The organism is Nocardia sp. NPDC057353 (assembly GCF_042667085.1).
GTDB lineage: Bacteria > Actinomycetota > Actinomycetes > Mycobacteriales > Mycobacteriaceae > Nocardia.
The window spans coordinates 1-26,064 of record NZ_JBHVAK010000065.1; the positions used below are offsets into that span (position 1 = coordinate 1).

19 protein-coding genes are annotated in these 26,064 nt (G+C 75.1%); 9 read left to right on the forward strand and 10 right to left on the reverse strand.

The features are described from left to right. Window positions 1-146 precede the first annotated feature (146 nt). Genes ACFUUZ_RS26535 through rfbD form a run of 3 tightly spaced genes read right to left on the reverse strand, consistent with a single transcriptional unit; the run spans window position 147 to window position 3,060 of the window. On the reverse strand, window positions 147-1,226 hold the full coding sequence (locus ACFUUZ_RS26535) for a sugar phosphate nucleotidyltransferase (RefSeq protein ID WP_378700798.1): 1,080 nt from the start codon (window positions 1,224-1,226) through the stop codon (window positions 147-149). Window positions 1,227-1,246: 20 nt separating this feature from the next. Next, the gene (locus ACFUUZ_RS26540; protein ID WP_378700800.1) at window positions 1,247-2,140 is read right to left on the reverse strand and encodes a glycosyltransferase family 2 protein; all 894 of its coding nucleotides are present in this window, start codon (window positions 2,138-2,140) and stop codon (window positions 1,247-1,249) included. A gap of 11 nt (window positions 2,141-2,151) precedes the next feature. After that, complete coding sequence (gene rfbD / locus ACFUUZ_RS26545) at window positions 2,152-3,060, reverse strand: dTDP-4-dehydrorhamnose reductase (protein ID WP_378700802.1); 909 nt, start codon at window positions 3,058-3,060, stop codon at window positions 2,152-2,154. A gap of 653 nt (window positions 3,061-3,713) precedes the next feature. Between rfbD and ACFUUZ_RS26550 the strand changes: the two genes are divergently transcribed. The 3 genes from ACFUUZ_RS26550 to ACFUUZ_RS26560 all read left to right on the forward strand — a co-directional run bounded on the left by ACFUUZ_RS26550 (window position 3,714) and on the right by ACFUUZ_RS26560 (window position 7,253). After that, window positions 3,714-5,120, forward strand: coding sequence for an LCP family protein (locus tag ACFUUZ_RS26550; protein WP_378700847.1), 1,407 nt, complete (start codon window positions 3,714-3,716; stop codon window positions 5,118-5,120). Beyond that, the gene (locus ACFUUZ_RS26555; RefSeq protein ID WP_378700803.1) at window positions 5,120-5,830 is read left to right on the forward strand and encodes a TIGR03089 family protein; all 711 of its coding nucleotides are present in this window, start codon (window positions 5,120-5,122) and stop codon (window positions 5,828-5,830) included. The genes ACFUUZ_RS26550 and ACFUUZ_RS26555 overlap by 1 nt, the downstream gene beginning before the upstream one ends. A 112-nt stretch (window positions 5,831-5,942) precedes the next feature. Continuing rightward, window positions 5,943-7,253 carry a cytochrome P450 gene (locus ACFUUZ_RS26560; RefSeq protein WP_378700804.1) on the forward strand — a complete coding sequence of 437 codons (1,311 nt, stop codon included), beginning with the start codon at window positions 5,943-5,945 and terminating at the stop codon, window positions 7,251-7,253. On the opposite strand, the gene ACFUUZ_RS26565 is transcribed toward ACFUUZ_RS26560, so the two are convergent. Next, complete coding sequence (locus ACFUUZ_RS26565; protein ID WP_378700806.1) at window positions 7,246-8,853, reverse strand: carboxylesterase/lipase family protein; 1,608 nt, start codon at window positions 8,851-8,853, stop codon at window positions 7,246-7,248. The genes ACFUUZ_RS26560 and ACFUUZ_RS26565 overlap by 8 nt on opposite strands. A 115-nt stretch (window positions 8,854-8,968) precedes the next feature. Here ACFUUZ_RS26565 and ACFUUZ_RS26570 point away from each other — a divergent pair, with 115 nt between their 5' ends. Beyond that, a complete protein-coding gene (locus tag ACFUUZ_RS26570) occupies window positions 8,969-9,190 on the forward strand; it encodes a zinc ribbon domain-containing protein (RefSeq protein ID WP_378700808.1) in 222 nt (73 codons plus the stop codon). Window positions 9,191-9,205: 15 nt separating this feature from the next. Here the strand turns inward: ACFUUZ_RS26570 and ACFUUZ_RS26575 are convergent, their stop codons facing one another. Genes ACFUUZ_RS26575 through ACFUUZ_RS26590 form a run of 4 tightly spaced genes read right to left on the reverse strand, consistent with a single transcriptional unit; the run spans window position 9,206 to window position 13,060 of the window. Continuing rightward, window positions 9,206-9,487, reverse strand: coding sequence for a SelT/SelW/SelH family protein (locus ACFUUZ_RS26575; RefSeq protein ID WP_378700810.1), 282 nt, complete (start codon window positions 9,485-9,487; stop codon window positions 9,206-9,208). Window positions 9,488-9,498: 11 nt separating this feature from the next. Further along, complete coding sequence (locus ACFUUZ_RS26580; protein ID WP_378700812.1) at window positions 9,499-9,879, reverse strand: YchJ family protein; 381 nt, start codon at window positions 9,877-9,879, stop codon at window positions 9,499-9,501. Between the two features lie 5 nt (window positions 9,880-9,884). After that, the gene (locus tag ACFUUZ_RS26585; RefSeq protein ID WP_378700814.1) at window positions 9,885-10,325 is read right to left on the reverse strand and encodes a hypothetical protein; all 441 of its coding nucleotides are present in this window, start codon (window positions 10,323-10,325) and stop codon (window positions 9,885-9,887) included. Beyond that, entirely contained in the window at window positions 10,322-13,060 is a 2,739-nt protein-coding gene (locus ACFUUZ_RS26590) for an AAA family ATPase (protein WP_378700816.1), read from the reverse strand. Before ACFUUZ_RS26590 ends, ACFUUZ_RS26585 begins: the two co-directional genes overlap by 4 nt. A 345-nt stretch (window positions 13,061-13,405) precedes the next feature. On the opposite strand from ACFUUZ_RS26590, the gene proS reads away from it, so the two are divergent. From proS to ACFUUZ_RS26615, 5 genes are all read left to right on the forward strand, one after another. After that, entirely contained in the window at window positions 13,406-14,845 is a 1,440-nt protein-coding gene (gene proS / locus ACFUUZ_RS26595; protein WP_378700817.1) for a proline--tRNA ligase, read from the forward strand. 115 nt (window positions 14,846-14,960) lie between these two features. Beyond that, entirely contained in the window at window positions 14,961-17,795 is a 2,835-nt protein-coding gene (locus tag ACFUUZ_RS26600) for an SWIM zinc finger family protein (protein ID WP_378700819.1), read from the forward strand. Beyond that, entirely contained in the window at window positions 17,792-18,892 is a 1,101-nt protein-coding gene (locus ACFUUZ_RS26605) for an AAA family ATPase (RefSeq protein WP_378700821.1), read from the forward strand. Before ACFUUZ_RS26600 ends, ACFUUZ_RS26605 begins: the two co-directional genes overlap by 4 nt. Further along, window positions 18,889-21,384 (forward strand): DUF5682 family protein, encoded by a 2,496-nt coding sequence (locus ACFUUZ_RS26610; RefSeq protein ID WP_378700823.1) that lies wholly within the window; start codon window positions 18,889-18,891, stop codon window positions 21,382-21,384. The genes ACFUUZ_RS26605 and ACFUUZ_RS26610 overlap by 4 nt, the downstream gene beginning before the upstream one ends. Further along, window positions 21,381-22,523 carry a VWA domain-containing protein gene (locus ACFUUZ_RS26615; protein WP_378700825.1) on the forward strand — a complete coding sequence of 381 codons (1,143 nt, stop codon included), beginning with the start codon at window positions 21,381-21,383 and terminating at the stop codon, window positions 22,521-22,523. The genes ACFUUZ_RS26610 and ACFUUZ_RS26615 overlap by 4 nt, the downstream gene beginning before the upstream one ends. 183 nt (window positions 22,524-22,706) lie before the next feature. Here the strand turns inward: ACFUUZ_RS26615 and ACFUUZ_RS26620 are convergent, their stop codons facing one another. Both ACFUUZ_RS26620 and ACFUUZ_RS26625 read right to left on the reverse strand, forming a co-directional pair. Beyond that, window positions 22,707-25,238 carry an ABC transporter permease gene (locus ACFUUZ_RS26620; RefSeq protein ID WP_378700827.1) on the reverse strand — a complete coding sequence of 844 codons (2,532 nt, stop codon included), beginning with the start codon at window positions 25,236-25,238 and terminating at the stop codon, window positions 22,707-22,709. Continuing rightward, complete coding sequence (locus ACFUUZ_RS26625) at window positions 25,238-26,011, reverse strand: ABC transporter ATP-binding protein (protein WP_378700829.1); 774 nt, start codon at window positions 26,009-26,011, stop codon at window positions 25,238-25,240. Before ACFUUZ_RS26625 ends, ACFUUZ_RS26620 begins: the two co-directional genes overlap by 1 nt. Window positions 26,012-26,064 lie beyond the last annotated feature (53 nt).

Below are 26,064 nucleotides of genomic sequence, written 5' to 3' on the forward strand. Positions count from 1 at the left end.
GGGTGTCTTCCGCGCCCGGTTCGCGGCCCTTCTCTTCGTTCCGCGCTCGATGCGCATGCGCCGCAGGCGCGAGTCTCGAGCGCTGAACGGCGAGACCCCCGAAGGGCCGCGAACCGCCCGGCGAAGCCGGGCCAAAAGACACAGCCCTAGACGTCCGTCGAAAACCGGATGCCGCCGTCCGGAATCACGACGCCCGGCCACACCCGAGCCCCGCGGAGCAGCTCGCAGCGAGCCCCCACATGCGCCCCGTCGCCGATGACGCCGTCGCGGACCAGGGCGCGCGGGCCGATCCTGGCGCCGAAGCCGATGATGGTGCGCTCGACGGTCGCCCCGGCCTCGACGACGGCGCCGTCGAAGACGATCGCGCCGTCCAGCCGGGCGCCCGCGCCGATCTCGGCGCCGCGGCCGACCACAGAGCCGCCGATGAGCAGCGCGCCGGGCGCCACCCCGGCGCCGGGGTGCACCAGCGACTCCCCGCGCTGCCCTGGCAGCGCGGGCGAGGGCGCGATCCCGCGCACCAGGTCGGCGGAGCCGCGCACGAAATCCTCCGGGGTGCCCATGTCCCGCCAGTACGACGAGTCGACGTGGCCCTGCACCCGGGCCCCCTCGGCGAGCAGCGCGGGGAACACCTCGCGCTCCACCGAGACCGGCCGCCCGTCCGGGATCTTCTCGATGTACTCCCGGCGGAAGACGTAGCACCCGGCGTTGATCTGGTCGGTCGGTGGATCCTGGGTCTTCTCCAGGAACGCCTGGACCCGGCCGTCGGCGTCGGTGGGCACGCAGCCGAAGGCGCGCGGGTCGCTCACCCGGACCAGGTGCAGCGTGACGTCGGCGTTCGTGGAGTGGTGCGTCTCCAGCACGTCGCGCAGGTCGGTGCCGCCGAGCACGTCGCCGTTGAACACCACGACGGTGTCGGCGCGCAGCTTGGGCAGCACGTTCCTGATGCCGCCGCCGGTGCCGAGCGGCTCGCTCTCGTAGACGTACTCGATCTCCAGCCCCAGCTCGGAGCCGTCCCCGAAGTGGTCGGAGAAGACCTCGGCCTTGAAGGAGGTGCCGAGCACCACGTGCGTGATGCCCGCCGCCTTGATCCGGGCCAGCAGGTGCGTCAGGAAGGGCAGCCCGGCCGTCGGCAGCATCGGCTTCGGCGCGGAGAGCGTCAGCGGCCGCAGCCGGGTGCCCTTCCCGCCGACCAGGATGACCGCGTCGGTACCTTCGTTGCTCGCCATCAGCTCCCCTTCGAGAGTTCCTAGCGCTCGCGGCCTTGCGCGCGCAGCGCAGATCGAACCGCAATCCGGGAGCGGACCGCAAGTCCGGCGCGCAGGGCGAGCCGCAACGGCAGCTGCCACCAGTGCGGATGCCGGTCGGCCTGGAAGCGGTAGGCGCTGGCGTGGTGCGCGGGCAGCATCAGCTCGGGGTGCTTGCCCGCGGCGTGGCCCTTGGCATGCGTGACCTCGGCGGACGGCACGAAGACGTTGTGCCAGCCCGCCCGGCCCATGCGGTCGCCGAAGTCGACGTCCTCCATGTACATGAAGTAGCGGGAGTCGAAGCCGGAGATGCTGTCGAAGGCGGAGCGCCGGACCAGCAGGCAGGAGCCGGAGAGCCAGCCGACGGTGCGCTCGGAGATCTCCTCGTTCTCCCTGCGGTACCGGCGGGTCCACGGGTTGCCCTTCCAGACGGCGCCGAGGATGGCGTGGCCCGCGCCGTCGGCGAGCCCTGGCACCCGGCGCGCGGAGGGGTAGACGCTGCCGTCCGGCTCGCGCACCATCGGGCCGAGCGCGCCCGCGCGCGGCCAGCGCTGTGCGGCGGCGAGCAGTTCGTCGATGGCGCCGGTGCCCCAGCGGATGTCCGGGTTGGCGATCACCACGAACTCGACCGCGGGGTCGATCTGCGCGACCGCCATGTTGATGGCGGCGCCGTAGCCGATGTTGCCGCCGGTGCGGAGCAGCCGCACGTGTGCGTTGGCCTCGGAGACGAGCTCGGGGACGCCGTCGGTGGAGCCGTTGTCGGCCAGGATGACCTGTGGCTTCTCCTCGGTCGCGGTGGCGAGGGTGGTGACGAAGTGCTCGAGGTGCTCGCCCGGTGAATAGGTCACCGTGACGACCACGAGCCCACCGGGGGCAGCGGATTCGGTTGCGCTCACGGCGGCCCAGCCTAGTCGCCCGCGCCCGCGGGCGCGCCCGCCCCGGCCCTGGCGAGCGCGGCGCGCAGCGCGACCGGCCATTCCCGCAGCGGGGTGAGCCGGGCCGCGGCCCACGACCGGTTGGAGAGCACCGAATACGCCGGGCGCCGAGCCGGTCTGGGGAAGGCCGCGGTGTCCACCGGGCGCACCCGCTCCGGGTCGGCGCCGACGCCCGCGAAGACCGCGCGGGCCAGCTCGTACCAGCTGGCCTGCCCGGCATTGGTGGCGTGCAGCAGCCGCGGCGCCGCGGGGCGCCCGGCCAGCTCGAGCAGCCCGGCGGCCAGGTCGGCGGCGAAGGTCGGGCTGCCGACCTGGTCGGCGACGACGTCGACGGTGTCGCGGTCGCGCTCCAGCCGGAGCATGGTGCTCACGAAGTCGGCGCCGTCGCCGGAGTACACCCAGGCGGTGCGGACCACGTGCGCGCGGGCGGCGCTCGCCAGCACGGCCCGCTCGCCGGCCAGCTTGGAGCGGCCGTAGACGGTGACCGGGTCGGTGGGGTCGGTGGTGTCGTAGGGCACGGTGTCGCCGCCTGCGGGGCGGGTACCCGAGAAGACGTAGTCGGTCGAGAGATGAACCAGCCTCGCCCCCACCCGGGCACAGGCCGTGGCCAGCACCTCCGGTCCCGTCCCGTTGCCCGCGAAGGCGGCCTCGGCGTCGGTCTCGGCGGCGTCCACCGCGGTGTAGGCGGCACAGTTCAGCACGACGGCCCCCGGCTCCAGCGCGGCGAGTACCGCGTCCGGATCCCGGATGTCCAGCTCGTGCCTGCTGTACCCGCGCGCGTGCGGGGCGAGCCGGAGCAGCTCGCGGCCGACCTGCCCGCTCGCCCCGGTCACGATCAGGGGGGTGCGGGCGGTGGCGGCTGCTTCCGTCGCGTCGGTCACGGCCGCCAGTCTGGCACGCCGGGCGGGCGCGGTTCGGCGGCGTCCGGGTTGCCGTTGGTTAGCCTGAACTCTCCCGACCGGGGCGGAGGCGGCCGCGACACGGGGTGCGGCCCGCCGTACGGAAGACTGGCGGTGCACGAGCACTGCGCTCGCTTCGCAGAGAGGACGCACAGGTGCCGCAGCGCGGGTACGACGAGCAGGAACCGGGCCGCGACCGGCGCACCCCCCGGTCGCGCGCGCCGCGGTCGGGCACCGAGCGGCGTGCGGGCACCGAGCGGCGGCCGGACAGCGAGCGGCGGCCAGGCACCGAGCGGCGGCCGGGCACCGAGTGGCACGCAGGCGGCGAACGGCACGCGGGCAGCGAACGGCGGCCGGATGCCGAGCGGCACGCGGGCAGCGAACGACGGCCGGATGCCGAGCCGCAGGCCGGGGCCGCACGGCGCGGATGGCCGGAGCGGCGACCGCGAGCGGAGCGGCCTGCGAAGGCAGAGCGGCCCCCGAAGGCAGAGCGGCCCCCGAAAGCAGAGCGTCGGCCGCGGGCGAAGGCGGAGCGTCGGCCGCGGGCCGAGCGGAAACGCAGGGCCGCGCCTGCCCCGGTCGCCCTGCCGCGGGACGAGCCGCGCTCCCCGCTCCTCGGCCCAGCCCGGGTACTGGTGGCGCTGGTCGCGGTGGCGACCTTCGCGGTGACCGGGTACGGCTGGCACGGCGTCGACGCCCTGGTCTCCGACATCGAACGGATCGACGACCTCTCGCTCGGCGGCGGCCGGGACGGCGCGGTGGACATCCTGCTGGTCGGGGTGGACAGCCGCACCGACGCGCACGGCGACCCGCTCTCCGACGACGAGCGCGCCATGCTGCACGCGGGCGACGAGGTCGGCACCAACACCGACACCATCGTGCTGATCCGGGTGCCGAACGACGGCAGCTCGGCCACCGCGATCTCGATCCCGCGCGATTCCTACGTGGACATCCCGGACTTCGGCAAGGGCAAGATCAACTCCGCCTACGGCGCCACCAAGGAGACCGAGCGGCTGGAGCTGCTGGAGGAGGGCGCCTCGGAGACCGACGCCGAGCAGCGCTCGACGCAGGCCGGGCGCAAGGCGCTGATCTCCTCGGTCGCCAACCTCACCGGGATCACCGTCGACCACTACGCCGAGGTGAGCCTGCTCGGCTTCGTGCTGCTCACCGACGCGGTCGGCGGCGTCGACGTGTGCCTGACCAACCCGGTGGACGAGTGGATGTCCGGCGCCGACTTCCCGGCGGGCAGGCAGAAGCTCAGCGGCCCGCAGGCGCTCAGCTTCGTCCGGCAGCGGCACGACCTGCCGCGCGGCGACCTGGACCGGATCGTGCGCCAGCAGGTGTTCATGGCGCAGCTGGTGAGCCAGGTGCTGAGCGCCGGCACGCTCGGCAACCCGGCGCGGCTGCAGCAGCTCAGCGATGCCGTCGGCCGCACCGTCGTGCTGGACGAGGACTGGGACGTGCTCGCCTTCCTGCGCCAGCTGCGCGACCTCTCGGCGGGCGAGGTGCGGTTCGAGACCATCCCGGTGGCCGACCTGAACGGCATGACCGCGTACGGCGAGGCGGTGGTCAAGGTCGACCCGAAGACGGTGAAGAAGTACGTCGCCTCGCTCGTCGGCGAGGCGGGGTCGAGCGAGCCCGCGGTGGTCCCGGCCTCGGTCACCGTCGACGTCTTCAACTCCTCCGGCGTCGCCGGGTTGGCGGGGCAGGTCTCGGAGGCGCTGACCGGCAAGGGATTCCGCCCCGGCGAGATCGGCAACTGGACCGGGGAGACGGCGCTCGCCAGCCGGGTGGTCGCCGCGGACGAGAACGACCCGAGGGCCATCGCGGTGGCCGAGGCGCTGGGCGGCCTCCCGGTGCGCGCCGACACGGCGGTGCTGCCCGGTGCCATCGGCGTGGTGCTGGCGAGCGACTATTCTGGTCCGGGCTCGTCGGCGGCCGAGGTGTTCGACTTCTCGGAGACGGCGGCCGCCACCGCGACGCCCGTCCCCCCCGCCCCTCCGATCGCCGCAGGGAACACCGGACCGAAATGCGTGAACTGATGCGAGACGCCCTGACCCTCACCGAAGCCCTGCTCGACCCGGTGCTGGCCCGCGAGCCCGCCGCGCCGCGGGTCACCTGGTACGACGACGCCACCGGCGCCAGGATCGAGCTCTCCGGGCTGACGCTGGCCAACTGGGCGGCCAAGACCGCCAACCTGATTCGCGACGAGTTCGGCCTGGCGCCGGGCGCGCGGGTCGCGGTGCTGCTGCCCGCGCACTGGCAGACCGCGCCGGTGCTGCTCGGTTGCTGGTGGGCCGGGGTCGAGGTGGTGCTGCACCCGGATTCCGACGCCGACCTGGCACTGGTGACCGCGGAGCGGATCGACGAGGCGGACGGCGTCCCCGAGGTGGCCGCGCTCTCGCTGGACGCGCTCGGCGCGCCGGTGCGCGACCTGCCCGTCGGGGTCACCGATTTCGCCACCTCGGTGCGAGTGCACGGCGACCAGTTCCTGCCCGGCGGACTCGGCACCGCGCTGGAGGGGTTGACCGTGGCCGAGGTGCTGGCCCAGGCCCGCGGCTCGGCGCGCAAGCAGGGCTTCGAGCCCGGCGACCGGGTGCTCTCCAGCACGCCGTGGGAAACCGCCGACGAGCTCATCGACGGTTTCGTCGCGGTGTTGGCCGCGGGGGCCTCGCTGGTGCAGGTGGTCAACCCGGACCCGGCGCAGCTGGAGCGGCGGGTCGAGGCCGAGCGGGTCACCGCGCGCCGCTGACCGGCGTCTCCGCCCCCGGTAGGAGGGCGGGGTCCGCCTCAGGCACGTTCCGCGCGCCGCGCGCTTCTCGTACGGTGGGAACACCACGTCGAGGTGATTGCGAGGTCGCACCATGAAGCCCCAGTACTGGTTCCGGTGGCTGTCCGAGCACGGCCTGCCGCGCTACGCGGTGCGCGCCGCCGCGAAGCGGGGCGACCGCTTCGCCGAGCTGATCGGCGGCCCCGCCGGGGTCAGCGATCCGTACCCGCTGATCGAGCAGCTGCGCGAGGACGGCCCGCTGCAGCGCACCCGGATCGCCTGGGCGAGCTTCGACCACGACGTCGTGCGCAGCATCCTGCGCGACAGCCGGTTCGGCGTGCGCGATCCCGCGGGCGTCGCCACGCCGCGCGGGCTGCGCTGGATCACCGACGCGGCGCACGTCCCCGCCAACCCGGTGGAGCCGCCCTCCATGCTGGTGATCGACCCGCCGGAGCACACCCGCATGCGCAAGCCGGTGGCCTCGGCGTTCACCCCGCGCGCGGTGCGCAAGCTGGGTGACCGGGTCGAGTCGGTCACCGTCGAGCTGCTCGACTCGCTGCCCGACGACGGCCGCACCGACCTGATCGAGAGCTTCGCCTCCCGGGTGCCGATCGCCATCATCTCCGAGATGCTCGGCTTCCCCGACGCCGACCAGGACCGCTTCCTGGAGTGGGGCGACCGGATGACCCCGCTGCTCGACATCGGCATCTCCTGGCAGGACTACCGCACGGCGCTGCGCGCCATGACCGTCATGGACGGCTACCTGGGCACGCACATCGACACGCTGCGCGCGAACCCCGGCGATGACATCCTCAGCACCCTGGTGCGCACCGGCGACCTGGACGACTACGCGCTCGCCGCCACCGCGAGCCTGCTCATGGGCGCGGGCTTCGAGACCACGGTGAACCTGATCGGCAACGGCGTCGTGCAGCTCGCGACCCACCCGGACCAGCTGGCCAGGCTGCGCGCCGAGCCGGAGCTGTGGCCGAACGCGATCGAGGAGATCCTGCGCATCGACCCGCCGGTGCAGACCACCGCGCGCACCGCGCTGGAGGACGTCGAGGTCGGCGGCGTGCAGCTGCGCGCGGGCGCCACCGTGGTGGTCTCGCTGGCAGGCGCCAACCGCGACCCCGCGGTCTTCGCCGACCCGGACCGCTTCGACGTCGGCCGGGAGAACGCCCGCGAGCACCTGACCTTCAGCAACGGCATCCACGTCTGCCTCGGCGCGAGCCTGGCCAGGATGGAGGGCGTCTTCGCGCTGCGCTCGCTCTTCGAGCGCTTCCCCGACCTGGCGCTGGACGGCGCGCTGCAGCACCGGCAGCTGTTCACCCTGCACGGGTACCGGGAGCTGCCGGTGCGGCTGGGCAGGCGCGCGCCGCGCGCGGTGCCGCAGCCGGTCAGCTGAAGCCGACGGCCTGCGGCCCCCACGCGGTGTGCAGGTGGCCGTCCGGGTCGTCGACCATCCGGTCGATGGCGTCGATCAGCAGCGTCGGCCTGGTCTCCGGCCGGTAGGGCGGCCAGTGCTTGGAGCCGTCCAGCGCGGCGGGCACGCCGTGCTCGGCGAAGGCCACCCAGCGCCGCATCATCCGGCCGGAGACCGCGAGCGCCGCCCGCCTGCCGCCGAGCCAGAAGGTGGGGTCGTGGTCGAAGGTGCCGAAATTGCCGAAGACGTACGGCAGCTCGGTGGCGTGGCCCGCGCCCACCCTGGCCGCGCGGAGCATCGGGGTGGCGTGGTCGAAGCGGTAGACGAAGGTCGGTGAGTGCTGCGCGTGGCCGTCCGCCACCCAGCGCGCCGGCATCCGGAAGGCGGCGTCGGTGGAGATGGCGAGCGCGCCGCGCGCGGTCGCGATGTCCGGGTAGGCGGCGGTGATCTCGGCCAGCCGCTCGGCGCCGAGGTCGGGGTGGCCGGCCGCGATGTCGCGCAGCATGGCGTTCACCGCGTCTGGCGTGACCGGCATGATCGGCGAGCGGAAGAGCCGGAACAGCGACGCCTCGTCCCGGTTGCTGCCGATCACCAGCGGCACCCGCAGCGAGTCCCCGCTCGCGAAGCGCTCCACCGGGTAGCCGGGCAGCAGCTCGCCGTCCACCACCGGCGCGGCGGCCAGCCTGCCCGGCTCGGCCACCGGCACCTCGTCGAAGAGCGTGCCCGCCACCTTCGCGAGCTGCTGGATCGGCAGCTCGCTCAGCTCGGCGGCGCGCTGAGCGGGCAGCTCGAGCAGCTCCAGGAAGCGGTGCGCCACCTTCGCCGCGCGCTCCTGCCCGAAGACCGTTGTCGCGGGCGGACTCTGCGCGATGGCCTTGTGGAACAGGCCGTCGGCGCGCGGCGCGGTGAGCAGCGCGGTCACGCAGCCGCCGCCGGAGGACTCCCCGAACAGCGTCACGTTGCCCGGGTCGCCGCCGAACTCGGCGATGTTCTCCCGGACCCACTCCAGCGCGGCGATCTGGTCGTGCAGCCCGAGGTTCGGCACGAAGCCGTCCCCGAGCGCGGAGAGGTCGAGGAAGCCGAGCACCCCGACCCGGAAGTTCACCGTGACCACCACGACGTCGCCGGTCTCGGCCAGCCTGCGGCCGTCGTAGATCTCCTGCGCGGCGGTGCCGAGGCAGTACGCGCCGCCGTGCAGCCAGACCATGACCGGGCGCGGCGCCGCGTCCCGGCGCGGGAAGCCGGGCGCGAAGACATTGAGCCACAGGCAGTCCTCGCCCATCCGCAGCCCGCCCGCGACCGGGACCATGGTGCCCATGGTCTGCGGTGCCACGTCGCCGACGGCGGTGCACGGCCGCTCCCCCGACCACGGCTCCGGGGGGCGCGGCGCGCGGAAGCGGTCAGGGCCGGTCACCGGCGCGCCGTACGGAATGCCGCGCCAGACCGCGACCGAGCCCGCGGTGGTGCCGCGCACCAGGCCGGAGCGGGTGCGCGCGACGGGCTCGGCGGGCGGGGTCCCCGGAGTGGCCTCGAATTCACCGGCAGCCGGGTTCACCCGGCCGGTCTCGAACTCAATTGTCATGCTCCGTACCTCCTGACCTGCGCGCCGACCACCGAGAACGCATGATCGTCTTATCGAGGGTACGTCCGGGCGGCAGTTCCAAACGGTTACTCGCGCCACCCGTTACCCTTGCGCTATGCCGAGTTACCAGTTCCGCTGCCGCAGCTGTGGTGACACCTTCGAGGTCTCGCGCCCGATGGCGCGCTCCGGCGATCCGGCCGACTGCCCGGCCGGGCACGCGGATACGGTCAAGCTGCTCACCACCTTCGGGACCGTCGGCGCGCAGTCCGCGCCCGCGCCGATGCCCGCCGCGCCGAGCGGCGGCGGCGGGTGCTGCGGCGGCGGTTGCTGCCGGTGAGCCCGGCGGCCGGGGTCAGGAGCTCCGGTCGCGGTCCAGGTGGCCGAGATCACGGCCCGGCGCGACCCGGTCGCGCACCCGCTGCTTGAGCTGCGCGATATCCGGGAAGCCGCCGTCGGCCCTGCGCTCCCAGATCTGCTCGGCGTCCACCGTGATGCGGAAGACCCCGCCGGTGCCTGGCACCAGCGCGACCTCGTCCAGGTCGGTGCCGAAGGTGTTCAGCAGCTCCTGCGCCATCCAGGCCGCGCGCAGCAGCCAGCGGCACTGGGTGCAGTACTCGATCGCCACGCGCGCCATGCGGGCCGACGCTACCCGATCACGCCGTCCAGGTAGTGCCAGGCGCCGTCCACCCGCTCGAACCGGCTGACCTCGCGCAGCACGTGGCTGCCGTCCCGGTCGCGGTGGTGCGCGGCGAACTCGACGACGCCGTCGGCGTCGAACGGGCCGCCGCGCTCGGTGCGGACGATCTCCAGGAAGCGCCAGCGGGTCTCCGGGTCGAGGTCGAGCACGCCCGGCCTGGTGCGCGGGTGCCAGGAGCGCAGCAGGTAGGCGCTGTCGCCGACGGCGAAGGCGGTGTAGCGGGAGCGCATGAGCGCCTCCGCGGTCGCGGCCTTCCGCGTACCGGCCAGCACCGGGCCGCAGCACTCGTCGTACGCATCGCCGCGCCCGCACGGGCATCGCACCGCCATGCCGGTCATGGTCGCACGGCCGGGGTTCGGCCGATGGCCGCGAGGGCGGCGGCGAACTCCTCGGCCTGCTCGCGCCAGCGGCGCAGCTCGGTGACGGAGGGGGCGAGCTCGTAGTCGTGGTGGTGCGCGGCGCGGGAGAGCGCGGTCCAGACGGCGGCGATCTCGGCGGCCAGCTCCGGGCCGGCGTGCAGCCGCAGCGCGAGCAGCTGGGCGCGCATCGGGCAGCGGGCGAGCGCGGGCTCGCGGCGCGCCCACAGCTCGTCCACCGCCTGCTCGACGGCGAGCCGCAGGATCCACGAGGTGGCGCGGGACCAGACACCGCCCGCGTCGGTCACGGTGCCCGCCAGCAGGTGGTCGGCGGCGTCGAAGCGCTCCGCGATCGATGGCCGCGCGCTGCGCCGCTCCCGGTTCCGCGGACGCTGCCTGCCGCGGCGGTCGCCGGTCATCGCGTCCGCGGCGGGCTCGGCCTGCGCCGCGGGGTGGCCGCATCGCCGCGCCCGCGCGGTTCGGCAGCCAGACGGCCCGCGCCACCGGCAGCGTCCCGGCCCGATCCGGTGCCGCGCCCGCCCGGCTGCTCCGTGCTACCGCCGCCCGGCTGACCGGCACTGCCGCCGTCCTGCTGCCCGCCCCCGCGCCGGTCCTGCCGCGGCAGCACGCCCGGCTCGGCCTGCGCGTACCGCACGCCATCGACGCGCCCGCGGCCCCGCTGCGCGCGCTGCTCCGCGGCGCCATTCGCCGCCCGGCGGCCGGGCGGGCGGTCCACGCTGCCGTCCAGGTCGGCGGCGAGCCGGGCGACGAGCCGCTCGGTGTCGGCGATCAGCGCCCGCATGCCGCGGTCGATCGGGACGTGCGCGCCCGCGGTGGCGTCGCGCAGCACCTCGACCGCCCAGCCGCCCTCGGTGGCGGCCAGGTGCGCGTTCAGGTCGTCGACCTTGCCGTCGACGCCCATGACGGCGAGCGCGACCATGGCCCGCGTGGTCTGGGCCGCGGCGACTCGGCGCTCCACCTCGTCGTGCGTCATCCCGGCCGCGAGCAGCGAGCGCCGCGCCCTGGCCAGCCCGGCCGCCTCCAGCGCGGAGCGGCAGCAGGTCGCCACCAGCTCGGTGGCGATAGCGGGCGGCAGCTGCCTGGTGTGCATGAGCGAGCGCGCGTCGGCGAGGTAGCGGCGCACCGGGTCGCTCACCGTGCGCACCTCGACCACCGAGCGCTCCCGGCGCTGCACCTCGAGCACCCTGGCGTCCAACTGCATCCGGCGCACCGCCTCGGCCAGCCGTTCGTCGTGCGTGAAGACGACGACCTGCCTGGTCCGCGCGACCGCGGCGAGCACCGTGGCCAGCCCGTCCACCTTGGCCGGGTCCATGGCCTGCACCGGGTCGTCGATCAGCACGAAGCGGAACGGGCTGCGCTCGGCGGTGGCGCGCGGCAGGAAGAGCGAGAGCCCCAGCGCGTGCAGCTCGCCCTGGCTCATGACCCCGAGCGCGGCGCCGTCCACCTCGTCGACGGTGACGTCGAGCAGCACCCGGCGCGCGGTCCCCGCGCTGCCCTGCAACCGGACCGCGCCCAGCTCGACATTGCTCTGCTGCCGCAGCGTCTGCCAGACCCAGCGCGCCGTCTCCTGCAGCGGCGCCATCCGCTCGTCCCGCAGCATCCCGGCGGCCGCCTTGAGCCACTCCTCGGCGCGCTTCACCGTGCGCAGCTCGGCCGCGCCCGCCTCGACCACCCTGGCGCCGGTGAGCCACGCGGTGAGCCGGGGCACCAGCGGCGCCCACACCTCGTCCAGCCGCTCCAGCTCGGTGCGGGTGCCGCGGCGCACGTGCTCCAGCTCGTCCACCAGCCGGGCGTAGGCGCCGCGCACCCGCTCCGGCAGCGCCGGGTCGTCGTCGGCGCCGTCGTCGAAGCGCAGCGCGGCCCAGCGGCTCCACGCCCTGGCGACCGCGGCGGTGTCCACCGGGCGGCGGCCCGGCGCGACCAGCTCGCCAGGCACCGGCTGCGGCAGGCTGCGCAGCGCCGCGGCGGCCCGGCGCAGCTCGGCGCGGGCCTCGTCCAGCCCGGCCACCCGCGCCGTCAGCTCGCCGATGGTGATGTCGGTGGCGGCGCGCCACGCCGCGTCCAGCTGCCCCGCGCCGCAGAGCGGGCAGACGCAGTCCGCATCCCCGGCGTGCGTCCGCGCCCGGCGCAGCAGCTCCAGGGTGCGCAGATCGGACTCGGCGTTCCCGGTGGCGTACCGCGCGACCGCGGCGCCTGCGCGCTCCAGCCGCTGCACCGCCGCCCGCACCACCACCGGCGCGGGCACCGCCAGCCGGACCAGCCCGCGCAGCCCGGCCACGTCGGCGGTGTCGTCGGCGCCGCTCAGCGCGGCCTCCACCGCCGCGACCTCCGGGTCGGCGGTGCGCAGCAGCGCGGCCAGCTCGACGGCCCTGCGGTCGGCGGTGCGCTCCAGCGCGGCGACGAGCTCGATCCGCTGCGCCCTCGACGCTCGGGCGGCTCGTTCCAAAGTCAGCCTGCGGGCGCGGATCCGCTCCTGCGCGGCGGTCAGCTCGTCCAGCCCGAGCAGCCGGTGCAGCGCGTCGAAGAGATCGCTGGGTCGGCCGTCGATGAGCGAGCCCAATTCGCTGTAGGAGAGGAAGGGGCGGTGCAGGGCGAGCAGCGCCGACCAGGTCTCGACGTCGAACGGCGCCGGTGCGGCGGTGCCGCGCTGCTCGGTCCACTCCGGCGCGGTGAGCTCGGCCTCGGCGGGCCACGCGGCGCGGACCGTGATCTCGGCCGGGCTGCCCGCGGTGAGCAGGTCGAGCGCGATCCTGGTCTCGCCGGGGGCGTGCAGGTTGCGCCAGCCCTCGCGCCAGGCCGCGGAGCGCCCCTCCCAGCGCCGGTTGGCGCCGGTCAGCGCGAGCTCGGCGGCCTCGGCGAAGCTCGACTTGCCGCTGCCGTTGCGCCCGACCACCAGCGTCAGCCCCGGCCCCGGCGAGAGCCGGAGCACGCTCTCCGGGCCGATACCGCGGAAGCCGCGAACGGCGATGCCGCGCAGGTAGATTCCATCGTGCGCGGGTATCCCGGCGGCTGCGGGCCGTTCGATGTCGTCGAGCACGGCCCGGACGACGGCGACGACCTCGGGGTCGGCGGCGGGCCCGTCCTCCAGCAGGCGCGCGAGCGACCCCGTGGCGTCGTCCGTCTCGGTACGCATCCCGCCCCCTCCCACACGACCGGAATCGTGCCGAACGCTACCCGATGTCGGGAGCGGCGATGCGCTGGGACGAACCTGCCCGCGCGAAGCCGGAATTGGCCATCGAACGACGCGACCGCGCTCGATGTCCACCCCTCGCCGGCCCCGGCGGGCAGCTCGATGTGTCCGCGCCCGGGCGACAGATACCGGGCGGTCCGGCACAGCCGAACAGGTCAGAATGCCAGAGCCGCCGCCCGGAAGCAAGATCACCGAGCGTGGCGAAACGCGCTCGTGCGCAGCCGCTTCCGGTAGCCGGGCGATGGCCTGCCCGCGCGGCACCGCGCGGGCGCGCTAGTCTGGGCGCCCATGGCACGAGATGAGCGTGGTGTGACCGCACCGAGTGCGGACTTCGCGGCCTGGTACAACGAGGTGGTCGTCAAGGCCGCGCTCGTCGACCGCGGCCCGGCGCGGGGCACCATGGTCATCCGACCGTACGGCTACCGCCTCTGGGAACGGCTCCAGGAGGAGCTGGACCGGCGGATCAAGGACACCGGCCACGAGAACGCCTACTTCCCGCTGTTCATCCCGGAGAGCTTCCTGGCCCGCGAGGCCGAGCACGTCGACGGCTTCGCGCCGGAGCTGGCGGTGGTCACGCACGCGGGCGGCAAGGAGTTGGAGGAGCGGCTGGTGGTCCGGCCGACCTCGGAGACGATCGTCGGCGAGATGATGGCCAAGTGGATCACCTCGCACCGCGATCTGCCGCTGCTGCTGAACCAGTGGTCGAACGTGGTGCGCTGGGAGATGCGGCCGCGGATGTTCCTGCGCACCACCGAGTTCCTGTGGCAGGAGGGGCACACCGCGCACCTCGACGAGACCGACGCCAGGCGCGAGACGCTGCTCGCCTTCGGGCTGTATCAGGAGGTCGCGCGCGACCTGGCCGCCATGCCGGTGATCGCGGGCGAGAAGACCGCGGGCGAGCGCTTCGCGGGCGCGGTCGCCACCTACACCATCGAGGGCATGATGCGCGACGGCCGCGCGCTGCAGGCGGGCACCTCGCACTACATGGGCACCAACTTCGCCGCCGCCTTCGGCATCCGCTACACCGGCGAGGCGGGTCGGGAAGAGCTGTGCCACACCACCTCGTGGGGCATGAGCACCCGGATGATCGGCGGCATCGTGATGACCCACGGCGACGACAGGGGGCTGGTGCTGCCGCCACGGCTGGCGCCGTACCAGGTGGTCGTCGTGCCGATCACGCGCGGCGGCAATGCCGCGGTCGAGCAGGCCGCCGACGAGCTGGCCTGCCGGCTGCGGGCAGCGGGAATCCGCACCCACGTGGATGCGCGGCCGCAGCTCAGCCCCGGCTTCAAATACAACGAGTGGGAGCTGCGCGGCGTCCCGCTCCGGCTGGAGCTGGGCCCGCGCGACCTGGAGTCGGGCACCGCCATGCTGGTCGAGCGGCTCGGCGACAAGGGCAAGCGCGCGGTGCCGATCGATGCCATGCCCACGGTGTTGCCCGGCGTGCTCGACGAGTTCCAGGACTTCCTGCTGGCCAGGGCCACCGCCTTCCGGGACGAGCACACCGCTGTGGTGGACGCCTGGGGCGATTTCGCCGCCGCGGTCGGCACCGGCTGGGCGCTCGCGCTGCACTGCGGCGCGGCCGCGTGCGAGGACGAGATCAAGGCGCGGACCGCCGCCACCCCGCGCTGCATCCCGCTCGAGGGCGAGCCCGCGAGCGGCGCCTGCGTGCACTGCGGAGCGCCGTCGGCGTACGGCAAACGGGTGGTTTTCGGCCGCGCGTACTGACCCCCGCTGCCTGTCGGTGCGCTGGTATAGAACTGCTTCCGACGACGCGATCGGCACCCGCCGATCGGCCGGATCGGGGGGATAGGCGATGAGCACGAGCACGGGAGGCAGCCGCGTGGGCACGAGGCCCTGGAGCGAGGAGCAGGTCGCCGCGGCGGCGCCGGACCAGAGCTCGCTCGCCGCCGCGCGGAAGCTCGGCCGCAAGCTGGCCGAGACCGTCGCGCACGACACCGCGCTCGCGGGTGTCTGCGCGGGCAGCGGGCGCACGCCGTACCGGGTGGTCGTGGATCTGGCCGGTCCGGCCTTCCGCTGCTCCTGCCCCAGCCGCAAGTTCCCCTGCAAGCACGCGCTGGCACTGCTGCTGGCCTGGTCCTCCGGGGAGGTGCCGGAGGGCGGTGAGCTGCCGACCTTCGCGACGGAGTGGCTGGCCGCCCGCGCCGCGCGGGCAACGGCCGCGCCCGCGAAGCCCGCCGATCCGGAGGGCACCGAGCAGCGCCGCGCCCGGGTGGCAGGCGGCCTCGCCGAGCTGGAGGTCTGGCTCGCCGACCAGGTGCGCACCGGGTTGGCCAGGGCCGACCGGGTGCGCGGCTTCGAGGCCATCGCGGCCCGCATGGTGGACGCGCAGGCGCCCGCGGTGGCCTCCGCGCTGCGCAGGCTTCCGGCCGTCGCCGCCGGGCGCTCCGACTGGCCCCGGCTGGTGCTGCGCGAGTACGCCCGGCTGCACCTGCTCGCCACCGCGCACCGCGGGCTCGCGGAGCTGCCGGGGCCGCTCGCCGCGGGCGTCAGGGCGCACCTCGGCTACCCGATCTCCGCCGAGGTGGTGCGCGCAGGCCCCGCGGTGCGCGACGAGTGGATGGTGCTCGGCGTCCGCGCCTCCGAGGAGGAGCGGCTGCACACCAGGCGGACCTGGTTGCGCGGCCGGAGCTCGGGGCGCTGGGCCATGCTGGTCGAGCACAGCTTCGGCAGGCCGGTGGTGGTGAGCGCGGCGCCACGGCTCGGGTTCATGGCCGACGCGAGCCTGCACTACTACCCCGGCGCGGCGAACCCGCGGGTGCAGTGGGGTACCAGGCACGGCGCCGACACCCCGGTCACCTCGCTGCCGCTCGCCGACGGCGCGGGCCGGATCGCCGCGGCGCTGCGCGACCACGCCGCGGCGCTGGCGGGCGACCCGTGGCTGCGCGCCCAGCCGGTGCTGCTCACCGAGGTGGTCCCGGTGCCGGGCCCGGCGGGCTGGTGGCTGGCCGAGCCGGACGGCACCGCGCTGCCGATCGCGCCCGGTGAGCAGCCGTGGCGGCTGCTCGCGGTCTCCGGCGGGCACCCCGTCACCGTGGTCGGCGACCTGACCGCCGAGGGGCTGGTGCCGGTCGCGGTCTTCGCCGCGGGCGAGCTGCACCGCGCGGACGAGCCGCTCGGCCCGGCGCTGCCGCAGCCGGAGCCGCCGCAGCCGGGGCCGGAGACGGCCGACCTGGTCTCGGTGGCGCTGCTCGGCACCGCGCAGCGCGGGCTCGACAGCGCGCGGCTGCCCGCCCCGGTGGCCGGGGCCGTCGCGCGGATCGCCGACCCGGCGGCCGCGCTGCTCGCGGCCGCCGCGCTGCAGGACCTGCTCGACCGCGGCGGAGTCAGGGCGGGTACCGCCGCGCCGCCCGCGCCCGCCGCCGACGACGACCGCCCGCTGCTGCCCCGCGCCGCCGCCGAGCGGCTGCCGAAGCTGCTCGGCAGCCGCTCCCCCTTCCTGCCCGAGTGGTTCGCCGCGGCGGCGCCCGGTGACTTCCGGGCCCCCGACGCGCTCGGCGTCCGGCTCCTCGAGTTCGCCCGCACCCTGCCGGAGTACCGCGGCCCGCTGCTCCGGCTGGCCGGGCCGCGCGGCCGCTGGCTGGCGGCGGCGCACCCGTCCTGGAACGACTTCCGCACCTCGACGGCCGAGGTCGCCGAGGTCTGGGCGCACGGCAAGCCCGCCGCGCGCCGGAACCTGCTGCGCGAGCTGCGCCGGGACGAGCCGGTCCGGGCCCGCGAGCTGCTCGCGGGCAGCTGGGCGACGGAGTCGGGGGCGCAGGCCGCCGAGCTGCTCGCGGTGCTCGGCGACGGGCTCGGCCCGGCCGACGAGGAGTTGCTGGAGACGGCGCTGGCCGGGCGCCGCGGTGACGTCCGGCGGACCGCGGCCGCGCTGCTGGCCCGGCTGCCCGGCTCGGCCTTCACCGAGCGCATGCGGCAGCGGGCCGCGCTGTGGCTGCCGGTCCGCGGCGGGCAGCTCGAACTCGCGCTGCCCGCCGAGCTGCCGCCGGATGCCAAGCGCGACGGCCTCGCCGAGAGCGGCGCCGAGTTCGGCTACCGCTGGTCCGGCGGGCAGGACGACACCGCCGCGCTGCTGCGCAGGCTGGTGTCGGCCACCCCGCTCGCGCACTGGGAGCAGGCGTTCGGCTCGCCGGGGCGCGCGGTCGCCACCGTGCTGGACGACCGGTTCCGCAGGCCGCTCTTCGACGGCTGGATGGACGCCGCGCTCGCCGCGGGCGACGGCGCCTGGGCCGCGGCGCTCTTCGACGCGGGCGTCCCCACCGACCAGGCGCTGCTGCGCAGGCGCGAGCTCTTCGCGCTGCTGCCCGCGCCGGAGCGGATCACCCGGCTGCTCCGGCTGGACGGCGCCTGGCTCTCCGAGCTGGAGGCGCTGCTGCCCGCCGTCGAGCACCCGTGGCCGGAGCAGGTGGCGCACCACGTCCTGCTGCTGCTGCACGAGCGGGCGCGGACCGCCGCCCGCAGACCCGGCGCCTCCGGCGCCATGCCCACCGCGCACCGCTCGCTGCTCGCCGCGGCGGCCGCGCACCTGCCGCCGGACGCCGCCCCCGTGGTGGCGGCCACCGCGCACCGCTGTGACGACGCCGCCTGGGGCGATGCCTTCCAGCGGCTCGCCCGCGACCTGACCATCCGCTCGACCATGCTCGAGGAGCTGCAATGACCGCACCCGCCACCGACACCGGCCTGCTCCGCCCGCACGCCGAACAGGCCTACGCCGCCGAGCTCGCCGCGCTGGCCGCCGCCGACGACCGGCCCCGCCCGCCCTCGTGGGAGCTCTCGCCGTCGGCCGTCGTCACCTACCTGCTCGGCGGCGTCCTGCCGGACGGCACCGCGATCTCGCCCAAGTACATCGGCCCGCGCAGGCTGCTCGAGGTCGCGGTCGCGACGCTCGCCACCGACCGCGCGCTACTGCTGCTCGGCGTGCCCGGTACCGCGAAGACCTGGGTCTCCGAGCACCTCGCCGCCGCCGTCTCCGGCAACTCCACGCTGCTGGTGCAGGGCACCTCGGGCACCGCCGAGGAGGCCATCCGGTACGGCTGGAACTACGCCAGGCTGCTCGCCGAGGGGCCGAGCGAGGCCGCGCTGGTTCCCTCGCCGGTGATGACCGCCATGCGCACCGGGAAGATCGCCAGGATCGAGGAGCTCACCCGCATCCCCTCGGATGTGCAGGACGCGCTGATCACGGTGCTCTCCGAGAAGACGCTGCCGGTGCCCGAGCTCGGCAGCGAGGTGCAGGCTGCCAAGGGCTTCACCGTGATCGCCACCGCCAACGACCGGGACCGCGGCGTCAACGACCTCTCCTCCGCGCTGCGCCGCCGCTTCAACACCGTCGTGCTTCCGCTGCCCGCGGGCGAGGACGAGGAGGTCGCCATCGTCACCAGGCGGGTCGCCGAGCTCGGCGCCGCGCTGGAGCTGCCGCCGGTGCCCGCGGCGGCCGAGGAGATCCGCCGGGTGGTGCGGGTGTTCCGGGAGCTGCGCGCCGGGGTCACCGCGGACGGGCGGACCAAGCTCAAGTCGCCGTCCGGGACGCTCTCCACCGCCGAGGCGATCTCGGTGATCACCAACGGCATCGCGCTCTCCGCGCACTTCGGCGACGGGGTGCTGCGCGCCTCGGACATCGCGGGCGCGGTGCTCGGCTCGGTGATCAAGGACCCGGTGGCGGACTCGGTGGTGTGGGTCGAGTACCTGGAGGCCGTGGTGCGGGAGCGGCCCGAGTGGGCCGACTTCTACCGCGCCTGCCGCGAGGTCTCCGGATGACCACCGCGGTGACCAGGGTCTTCGGCATCCGGCACCACGGCCCCGGCTCGGCGCGCTCGCTGCGCGCCGCGCTCGCCGAGTTCCGGCCGGACACCATTCTGATCGAGGGGCCCGCCGACGCCGACCCCCTGGTCGGCTACGTCGGCGCCGAGGGGATGGCGCCGCCGGTGGCGCTGCTCGCCTACGTCCCCGGCGAGCCCGCCCGCGCCGCCTTCTGGCCCTTCGCCGCCTTCTCCCCCGAGTGGCAGGCGCTGCGCTACGGCGCCGAGCACGACGTCCCCGTCCGCTTCTGCGACCTCCCGTCGAGCACCGTGCTCGCCGCCCGCGACCACGAACCCGCCGAACACCGCGACCCGCTCGCCGAGCTCGCCGCCGCCGCGGGCTACGACGACGCCGAGCGCTGGTGGGACGCGGTCGTCGAATCCGCCGCCGACGCAGGCGCCTTCGAGGCCATCACCGAGGCCATGCGCGCCCTCCGCGAACCCGCCCCGCCCGGCGACGGGAGCACCGAGGAGCCGGGCACCGACGCGGGAGCGGCCCCCTCCCGTGCCTCCGCCCACGGGAACAGCGACGCCCCGGCGCCTGCGGACGCAACCACAGCGCCGGGCACCGACACCGCTGTGCGCGGAGGCGGTGCCACTGCCCCCGACCACGCCGCCACACCGGGTCGCGGTGCGGCGGCCTCGGCCCCCGCACCAGCGCCCGGAAGCGGAGCCACCGGCGACGCGGCGGCACCGGCGGGCGAAACGGAGCCCCGCGTGCTCCGCTCCATCCCGGTGGATGCCGAAACTCTGCGCCGCGAGGCGTACATGCGGCAGATCATGCGCAAGGCCCTGCGCGACGGCGCCCAGCGCCTGGCGGTGGTCTGCGGCGCCTGGCACGCCCCCGCCCTCGACGGCCCCCTCGGCCCGGCCGCCCCGGACTCCCGCCTGCTCACCGGCCTGCCCAAGGTCAAGACCGCCACCACCTGGGTGCCGTGGACGCACTCCCGCCTCGCCACCGCCTCCGGCTACGGCGCAGGCATCACCTCCCCCGGCTGGTACCACCACCTCTTCACCGAGACCGAACACCCGGTGGTGCGCTGGCTCACCCGCGTGGCGGGCGTCCTGCGCGCCAACGACCTCCCGGTCTCCAGCGCGCACGTGATCGAGGCGGCCCGCCTCGCGGAGACACTGGCCGCGCTCCGCGCCCGCCCGCTGGCCGGGCTCTCCGAGGTCACCGAGGCGGTGCGCGCGGTCATGTGCGGCGGTGACGAGACCCTGGTCCGGCTGATCGCCGAGGAGTTGGTGATCGGCGAGGCGCTCGGCGCGGTCCCGGAGGACACTCCGACGGTCCCGCTCGCCGCCGACCTCACCGCCACCGCCCGCTCGCTCCGGCTCAAGCAGGAGCCGACCGCCCGTACCCTCGACCTCGACCTGCGCAAGGAGCGCGAGCTGCGCCGCTCGCACCTGCTGCACCGGCTCCGCGTGCTCGGCATCGAGTGGGGCGCGCCCGCGCAGAGCCAGGTCCGCGGCACCGGCACCTTCCGGGAGACCTGGACCCTGTGCTGGGAGCCCGAGTACGCGCTGGCGGTGATCGAGGCCTCGCGCTGGGGCACCACCCTGCGCACCGCCGCCGAGGCCAGGATCCTCGACCACGTCGCGAACGCCGACATCACCCTCGCCGACCTCGCCGCCGCGCTGGACACCGCGCTGCTGGCCGACCTCGGCGCCGCCACCGACGGGCTGATCGCCCGGCTCGGTGCGGTCGCGGCACTGGACCACGACGTCACGCACCTGCTCGGCGTCCTCCCCGGGCTGCTGCGCACCCGGCGCTACGGCGATGTGCGCGGCACCGACGTCAGCGCGCTGGGCCGGGTCGCCGACGGCCTGCTGGTCCGGATCTGCGCCGGGCTGCCCGGCGCCGTCACCGGCCTCGACACCGAGGCCGCGGAGCAGCTGCGCGACCAGATCGACGCCGCGAACGCCGCGCTGCGCACCGGCGCCGACGGCATCGAGCAGTGGCAGGCGGCGCTGCGGGTGGTCGCCGACCGGGACGATGTGCACGGCGCGCTGGCGGGCCGTGCGGTCCGGCTGCTCGCCGACGTCGGCGAGATCGACGACGCGGAGTCCGCGCTGCGGCTCGGCGCCGCGCTCTCGGTCGGGCGCACCGCGCAGGCCAAGGCGGCCTGGATCGACGGCTTCCTCGGCGGCCGCGGGCTGCTGCTCGTGCACGACCGCGAACTGCTGCGCCTGGTCGACGAGTGGGTCCGCGGCCTCGGCGACGAGCAGTTCACCGAAACGCTCCCACTGCTCCGCCGCACCTTCGGCGCCTTCGAGCAGCCCGAGCGCCGGGCCATCGCCCGCGCGGTGCGCGGCGGAGCGCGCGCCGAGAGCGCGAGCGCCGCCATCGACCTCGAGCGCGGCGAACTGGCGCTGACCGCCGCCCTCACCATTCTCGCGACGGCCGAGCCCCCCGCAGGCGCCGCACAACCCGCAGGAGCCTTCGTATGACCGACGACGCGCACGCCCGCCGCTGGCGGCTCATGCTCGGCGCCGCCGCGGAATCCGAACTCGGCGCTCCGGGCGGACAGTCCGAGCAGGCCATGGACCGCGCGCTCGCCGCGCTCTACGACTCGGGCGACCCCGCGGGCCCGCGCTCCGGGGGGCTCGGCGCCTCGGCCCCCCGGGTCGCCCGCTGGCTCGGCGACATCCGCACCTACTTCCCGACCAGCGTGGTCGAGATCATGCAGCGGGATGCGGTCGAGCGGCTCGACCTCACCCAGCTGTTGCTGGAGCCGGAGCTACTGGAGGCGGTGGAGCCGGACGTGCACCTGGTCGGCACCCTGCTCAGTCTCAATGGCGTGATCCCGGAGACCACCCGCGCCACCGCGCGCACCGTGGTCGCGGCGGTGGTGAAGCAGATCGAGGAGCGGATCGCGGCGAAGACCGTCGCCGCCGTCTCCGGCGCGCTGAACCGGGCCGCCCGGATCGCCCGCCCCAGGCAGCGGGACATCGACTGGGACCGCACCATCCGGGCCAACCTCGCGCACTACCTGCCCGAGCAGCGGACCGTGGTGCCGGAGCGGCTGATCGGGTACGGCAGGCGCAGCCAGGCGGTGCACCGCGAGGTGGTGCTCGCCATCGACCAATCCGGGTCGATGGCGGCCAGCGTGGTGTACGCCTCGGTCTTCGGCGCGGTGCTCGCCTCCATGCGCTCGCTGCGCACCTCGCTGGTGGTCTTCGACACCGAGGTGGTCGACCTGACCGAGCACCTGGACGACCCGGTGGACATCCTCTTCGGCACCCAGCTCGGCGGCGGCACCGACATCAACCGGGCCATCGCCTACAGCCAGTCGCTGATCACCAAGCCCACCGACACGCTCTTCGTGCTCATCTCCGACCTCTACGAGGGCGGGGTGCGCGAGGAGATGCTGCGCCGGGTCAGGTCCATGACCGAGGCGGGGGTCCAGGTCCTGGTGCTGCTCGCGCTCTCCGACGAGGGCGCCCCCTCCTACGACCACGACAATGCCGCCGCGCTCGCCGCGCTCGGCGTCCCCGCCTTCGCCTGCACCCCCGACCACTTCCCCGACCTGCTCGCCGACTGTCTCGACCGCAGGGATGTGAGCCGCTGGGCAGGCACTCCCCGCTGAGCCGCGCACCGCGGCGACCGTGCCGGGCGCGGCAGCGGGCCGCGGGTTCGCCGCCGAACGGCGGGGCTGCGGCCCGCTCGGCGCTAGCACGACAACCGCCGCCCGCAACGGAGGAGGCGGCGCGGGCCGAAGCCCACGCCGCCTCCCCGGCGGTACAGCGGCGCTACCGCCGGTCTCCCGCTGTCACACGTCGGCGATCGCGGCCAGCGGCGGTGTACGCGCCGCCCGGATCGCGGGCCAGAGCGCGGCCAGCACCCCGACCACGGCGGAGCCGACGAGCACCAGGACCAGCTGCCCCCACGGGATCGCGATCTGGTCGAGCCCGAAGTCACGCAGCGTGCGCAGGAACCCGACCCCGAGCCCCAGCCCGAGCAGCAGCCCGACCACCGCGCCGAAGATGGCGATCAGCATGGACTCCAGGTAGATGGTGCGCCGTACCTGCGGCCGGAGCATGCCGACCGCGCGCAGCATGCCGATCTCCCGGCGCCGCTCCACCACCGAGAGCGCGAGCGTGTTCACGATGCCGAGCACCGCGATCACCACGGCGAGCGCGAGCAGCCCGTAGAGGATGGCGAGCATGGTGTCGATCTGCCGCCCCTGCTCCCCCTTGAACTCCTCGCGGTCCATCACCTGCACCACCACGAACTGCTCGGTGGCGCGCTCCAGGTCGGCGCGGAACGCGGCCGGGTCGGTGCCTGGCGCCGCCTGCACCAGCAGCACCACGTTGGTGCGGAAGGAGACCGGCGTGGTCCGCTCGTAGAGCTGCGGCGAGAGGATGACCTCGCCGAGCAGCGGGCTGTTCCGGTAGACGCCCTGCACCGTGACCGGCAGCGCCGTCCCGTCCAGCCCGTTGATGGTGACCTGCTGCCCCGCGCTCCAGCCGCGCTCCGCCCGCTCCTGCTCGGAGACCAGGATGTCGTTCGCGCCGAGCGTGGCCGCTCCCTGCACCACCTCGACCCGCATGACCTGGTCGAACGGCCCCTCCGGCGAGGAGCCCGGCACCTGGTCGCCGTCGATCCGCACCACCGCGCCGCGGAACCCGACCACCTGCTCGGCGGCGGGCACCTGGTCGCGCACCGCGGCGGTGGCGCCGAGCGGCACCCCGATCTGCGGCGGCCCGGCCAGCACGAAGTCGGCGGTCACGTCCTTGTCGACCAGGCCGCTGATGCTGGCCTTGGCCGAGGCGCCGAGCATGCCGATGGCGGTGACCAGCATGAGCCCGAGGGTGAGCGCGAAGGCGGTGGCCGCGGTCCGGCGCGGGTTGCGCCGCGCGTTGTTGCGCGCCATGGCGCCGATGGCGCCGAACGGCTTCATGAGCACGCCGAGCGCACCGACCACCGGCCGGGAGAGCGCGGGCGCGGCCAGCAGCACCGCCAGGATCAGCGCCAGCGCGCCCACCCCGACGGTCGAGGCGGCGGTGCCACCGGTGTACTGCGCGCCGACGACCACCAGCGCCACCCCGGCGACGGCGAGCACCGCGCCGACGATGGTCCGGTTGCGCAGCGAGTCCCCCGAGGTGGCGAACTCGGCGCGCATGGCCTCCACCGGCGGCACCTTCGCCGCCCGCCGAGCGGGGGCGTAGGCGCTGATGACGGTGACCGCGAGCCCGAGCGCGAGCCCGATCAGCACGGTGCGCGGCCGGAGCGTGAGCGACCCGGTCGGCAGCCCGACGTCGAAGGCGTTGAGCAGCGCGGAGAGCCCGTAGGCCAGCCCGACACCGCCCGCAAGCCCGAGCACGCTGCCGAGCACGCCGATCACCAGCGCCTCGGCCACCACCGAGCGCCCGACCTGCCCGCTGCTCGCGCCGACCGCGCGCAGCAGCGCCAGCTCGCGCAGCCGCTGCGCCACGATCATGGAGAAGGTGTTGTAGATGATGAAGGTGCCGACGATCAGCGCGATCGCGCCGAAGGCGAGCAGGAAGTAGTTGAGGAAGCTGAGCGCCTCGGAGACCTGGGACTTCGCGTCCTCGCGGACCTGGTCGCCGTTCTGCACCTTGTACTCGCCGCCGAACTCCAGCGCGAGCCGGTCGCGCAGGGTGTCGGCCTGCACCCCGGCCGCGGCGATGTCGACGTAGGCGACGTGCGTGCCGTCGGTGAAGAGCTGCCTCGCCTGCTCCTCCGGGAACTGCAGCGCGATCAGCCCGCCGGTGCCGCCCGGCAGCTCGTAGACGCCGCTCAGGGTGACGTCGATCGGCTCGCCGCGGGACGGGATCAGCACCTTGGTGCGGTCGCCGACCTGCAGCCCGGCCCGCTCGACGCCGCCGCTGTTGAGCGCGAACTCGTCCGGCCGCGTCGGCGGCCCGCCCTGCGTGAAGACCGGCGGCTCGGCCACCGCGCGCTCGGCGGGCAGGGCGGACTCGCCGAAGCTGGGCGCGCCGCCGGTCTGCACGGCGGTCTTGCCGGTGGGGTCGAGCAGCACGACCGGGCCGTTCACGCCGGGCGCCACCGCGCGCACGTCGGGGCGGGCGGCGATCCGGTCGACGACGCTCTGCGGCACCCCGACCGACTGCTGGTTCTTCGGGCTCACCCGGACGTCGACGCCCTGCGCCTGGCTCGCGAAGATGCCGTCGAAGGTGCGCTGCAGGGTATCGGTGAAGACGAACGACCCCGCGATGAACGCCGTGCCGAGCACGACGGAGAGCAGGGTGAGCGCGAGCCGCACCTTGTGCGCGGCCAGGTTGCGCACGGCGACCTTGCGCATGGGATTGCCCGCCATCAGCTCTCCAGCGCCTTCATCCGGTCCAGCACCGAGTCGGCGGTCGGATCGCGGAGCTCGTCCACGATCCGGCCGTCGGCGAGGAAGACCACCCGGTCGGCGTAGGAGGCGGCGCGCGGGTCGTGCGTGACGATCACGACGGTCTGGCCGAACTCGTCCACCGCGGCGCGCAGGATCGAGAGCACCTCGCCGGAGGAGCGGGAATCCAGGTTGCCGGTCGGCTCGTCGCCGAAGATGATGTCCGGCTTGCCCGCCAGCGCCCTGGCGCAGGCCACGCGCTGCTGCTGGCCGCCGGAGAGTTCGCTGGGGCGATGCCCGAGCCGGTCCGCGAGGCCGAGCCTGCCGAGCACGGTGTCCAGCCACTCGCGGTCCACGTCGCGGCCCGCGATGTCCAGCGGCAGGGTGATGTTTTCCAGCGCGGTCAGCGTCGGCACCAGGTTGAAGGCCTGGAAGACGAAGCCGATGCGGTCGCGGCGCAGCTTGGTCATGGCGGCGTCGGAGAGGTCGGTCAGGTCGGTGTCGCCGATCCGGACCGTGCCCGAGCTGGCCGAATCCAGCCCGGCGAGGCAGTGCATGAGCGTGGACTTGCCGGAGCCGGACGGCCCCATGATGGCGGTGAACTCGCCCTTCGCGAAATCCGCTGACACCCCGTCGAGCGCGGTGACCCTGGTGTCTCCGGCGCCGTAGACCTTGCTCAGGTCAACGGCGCGGGCCGCGACGGAGGTCGCGGTGCCCGGCTCGGTCGGTTCGGCGCTCACGGCGTGCGATGTCATGGCAACCAGTGTTCCCGGCTTCGCGCGCGCACGCCATCCGGATACTCCCGGAG

What these genes read in the sequence shown, in the direction of transcription:
- ACFUUZ_RS26535 (WP_378700798.1), bottom strand. Translation starts at nt 1,226, where the DNA reads ATGGCGAGCAACGAAGGTACCGACGCGGTCATCCTGGTCGGCGGGAAG.
- ACFUUZ_RS26555 (WP_378700803.1), top strand. Translation starts at nt 5,120, where the DNA reads ATGCGAGACGCCCTGACCCTCACCGAAGCCCTGCTCGACCCGGTGCTG.
- ACFUUZ_RS26560 (WP_378700804.1), top strand. Translation starts at nt 5,943, where the DNA reads ATGAAGCCCCAGTACTGGTTCCGGTGGCTGTCCGAGCACGGCCTGCCG.
- ACFUUZ_RS26565 (WP_378700806.1), bottom strand. Translation starts at nt 8,853, where the DNA reads ATGACAATTGAGTTCGAGACCGGCCGGGTGAACCCGGCTGCCGGTGAA.
- ACFUUZ_RS26570 (WP_378700808.1), top strand. Translation starts at nt 8,969, where the DNA reads ATGCCGAGTTACCAGTTCCGCTGCCGCAGCTGTGGTGACACCTTCGAG.
- ACFUUZ_RS26575 (WP_378700810.1), bottom strand. Translation starts at nt 9,487, where the DNA reads ATGGCGCGCGTGGCGATCGAGTACTGCACCCAGTGCCGCTGGCTGCTG.
- ACFUUZ_RS26580 (WP_378700812.1), bottom strand. Translation starts at nt 9,879, where the DNA reads ATGGCGGTGCGATGCCCGTGCGGGCGCGGCGATGCGTACGACGAGTGC.
- ACFUUZ_RS26585 (WP_378700814.1), bottom strand. Translation starts at nt 10,325, where the DNA reads ATGACCGGCGACCGCCGCGGCAGGCAGCGTCCGCGGAACCGGGAGCGG.
- ACFUUZ_RS26590 (WP_378700816.1), bottom strand. Translation starts at nt 13,060, where the DNA reads ATGCGTACCGAGACGGACGACGCCACGGGGTCGCTCGCGCGCCTGCTG.
- proS (WP_378700817.1), top strand. Translation starts at nt 13,406, where the DNA reads ATGGCACGAGATGAGCGTGGTGTGACCGCACCGAGTGCGGACTTCGCG.
- ACFUUZ_RS26605 (WP_378700821.1), top strand. Translation starts at nt 17,792, where the DNA reads ATGACCGCACCCGCCACCGACACCGGCCTGCTCCGCCCGCACGCCGAA.
- ACFUUZ_RS26610 (WP_378700823.1), top strand. Translation starts at nt 18,889, where the DNA reads ATGACCACCGCGGTGACCAGGGTCTTCGGCATCCGGCACCACGGCCCC.
- ACFUUZ_RS26615 (WP_378700825.1), top strand. Translation starts at nt 21,381, where the DNA reads ATGACCGACGACGCGCACGCCCGCCGCTGGCGGCTCATGCTCGGCGCC.
- ACFUUZ_RS26620 (WP_378700827.1), bottom strand. Translation starts at nt 25,238, where the DNA reads ATGGCGGGCAATCCCATGCGCAAGGTCGCCGTGCGCAACCTGGCCGCG.
- ACFUUZ_RS26625 (WP_378700829.1), bottom strand. Translation starts at nt 26,011, where the DNA reads ATGACATCGCACGCCGTGAGCGCCGAACCGACCGAGCCGGGCACCGCG.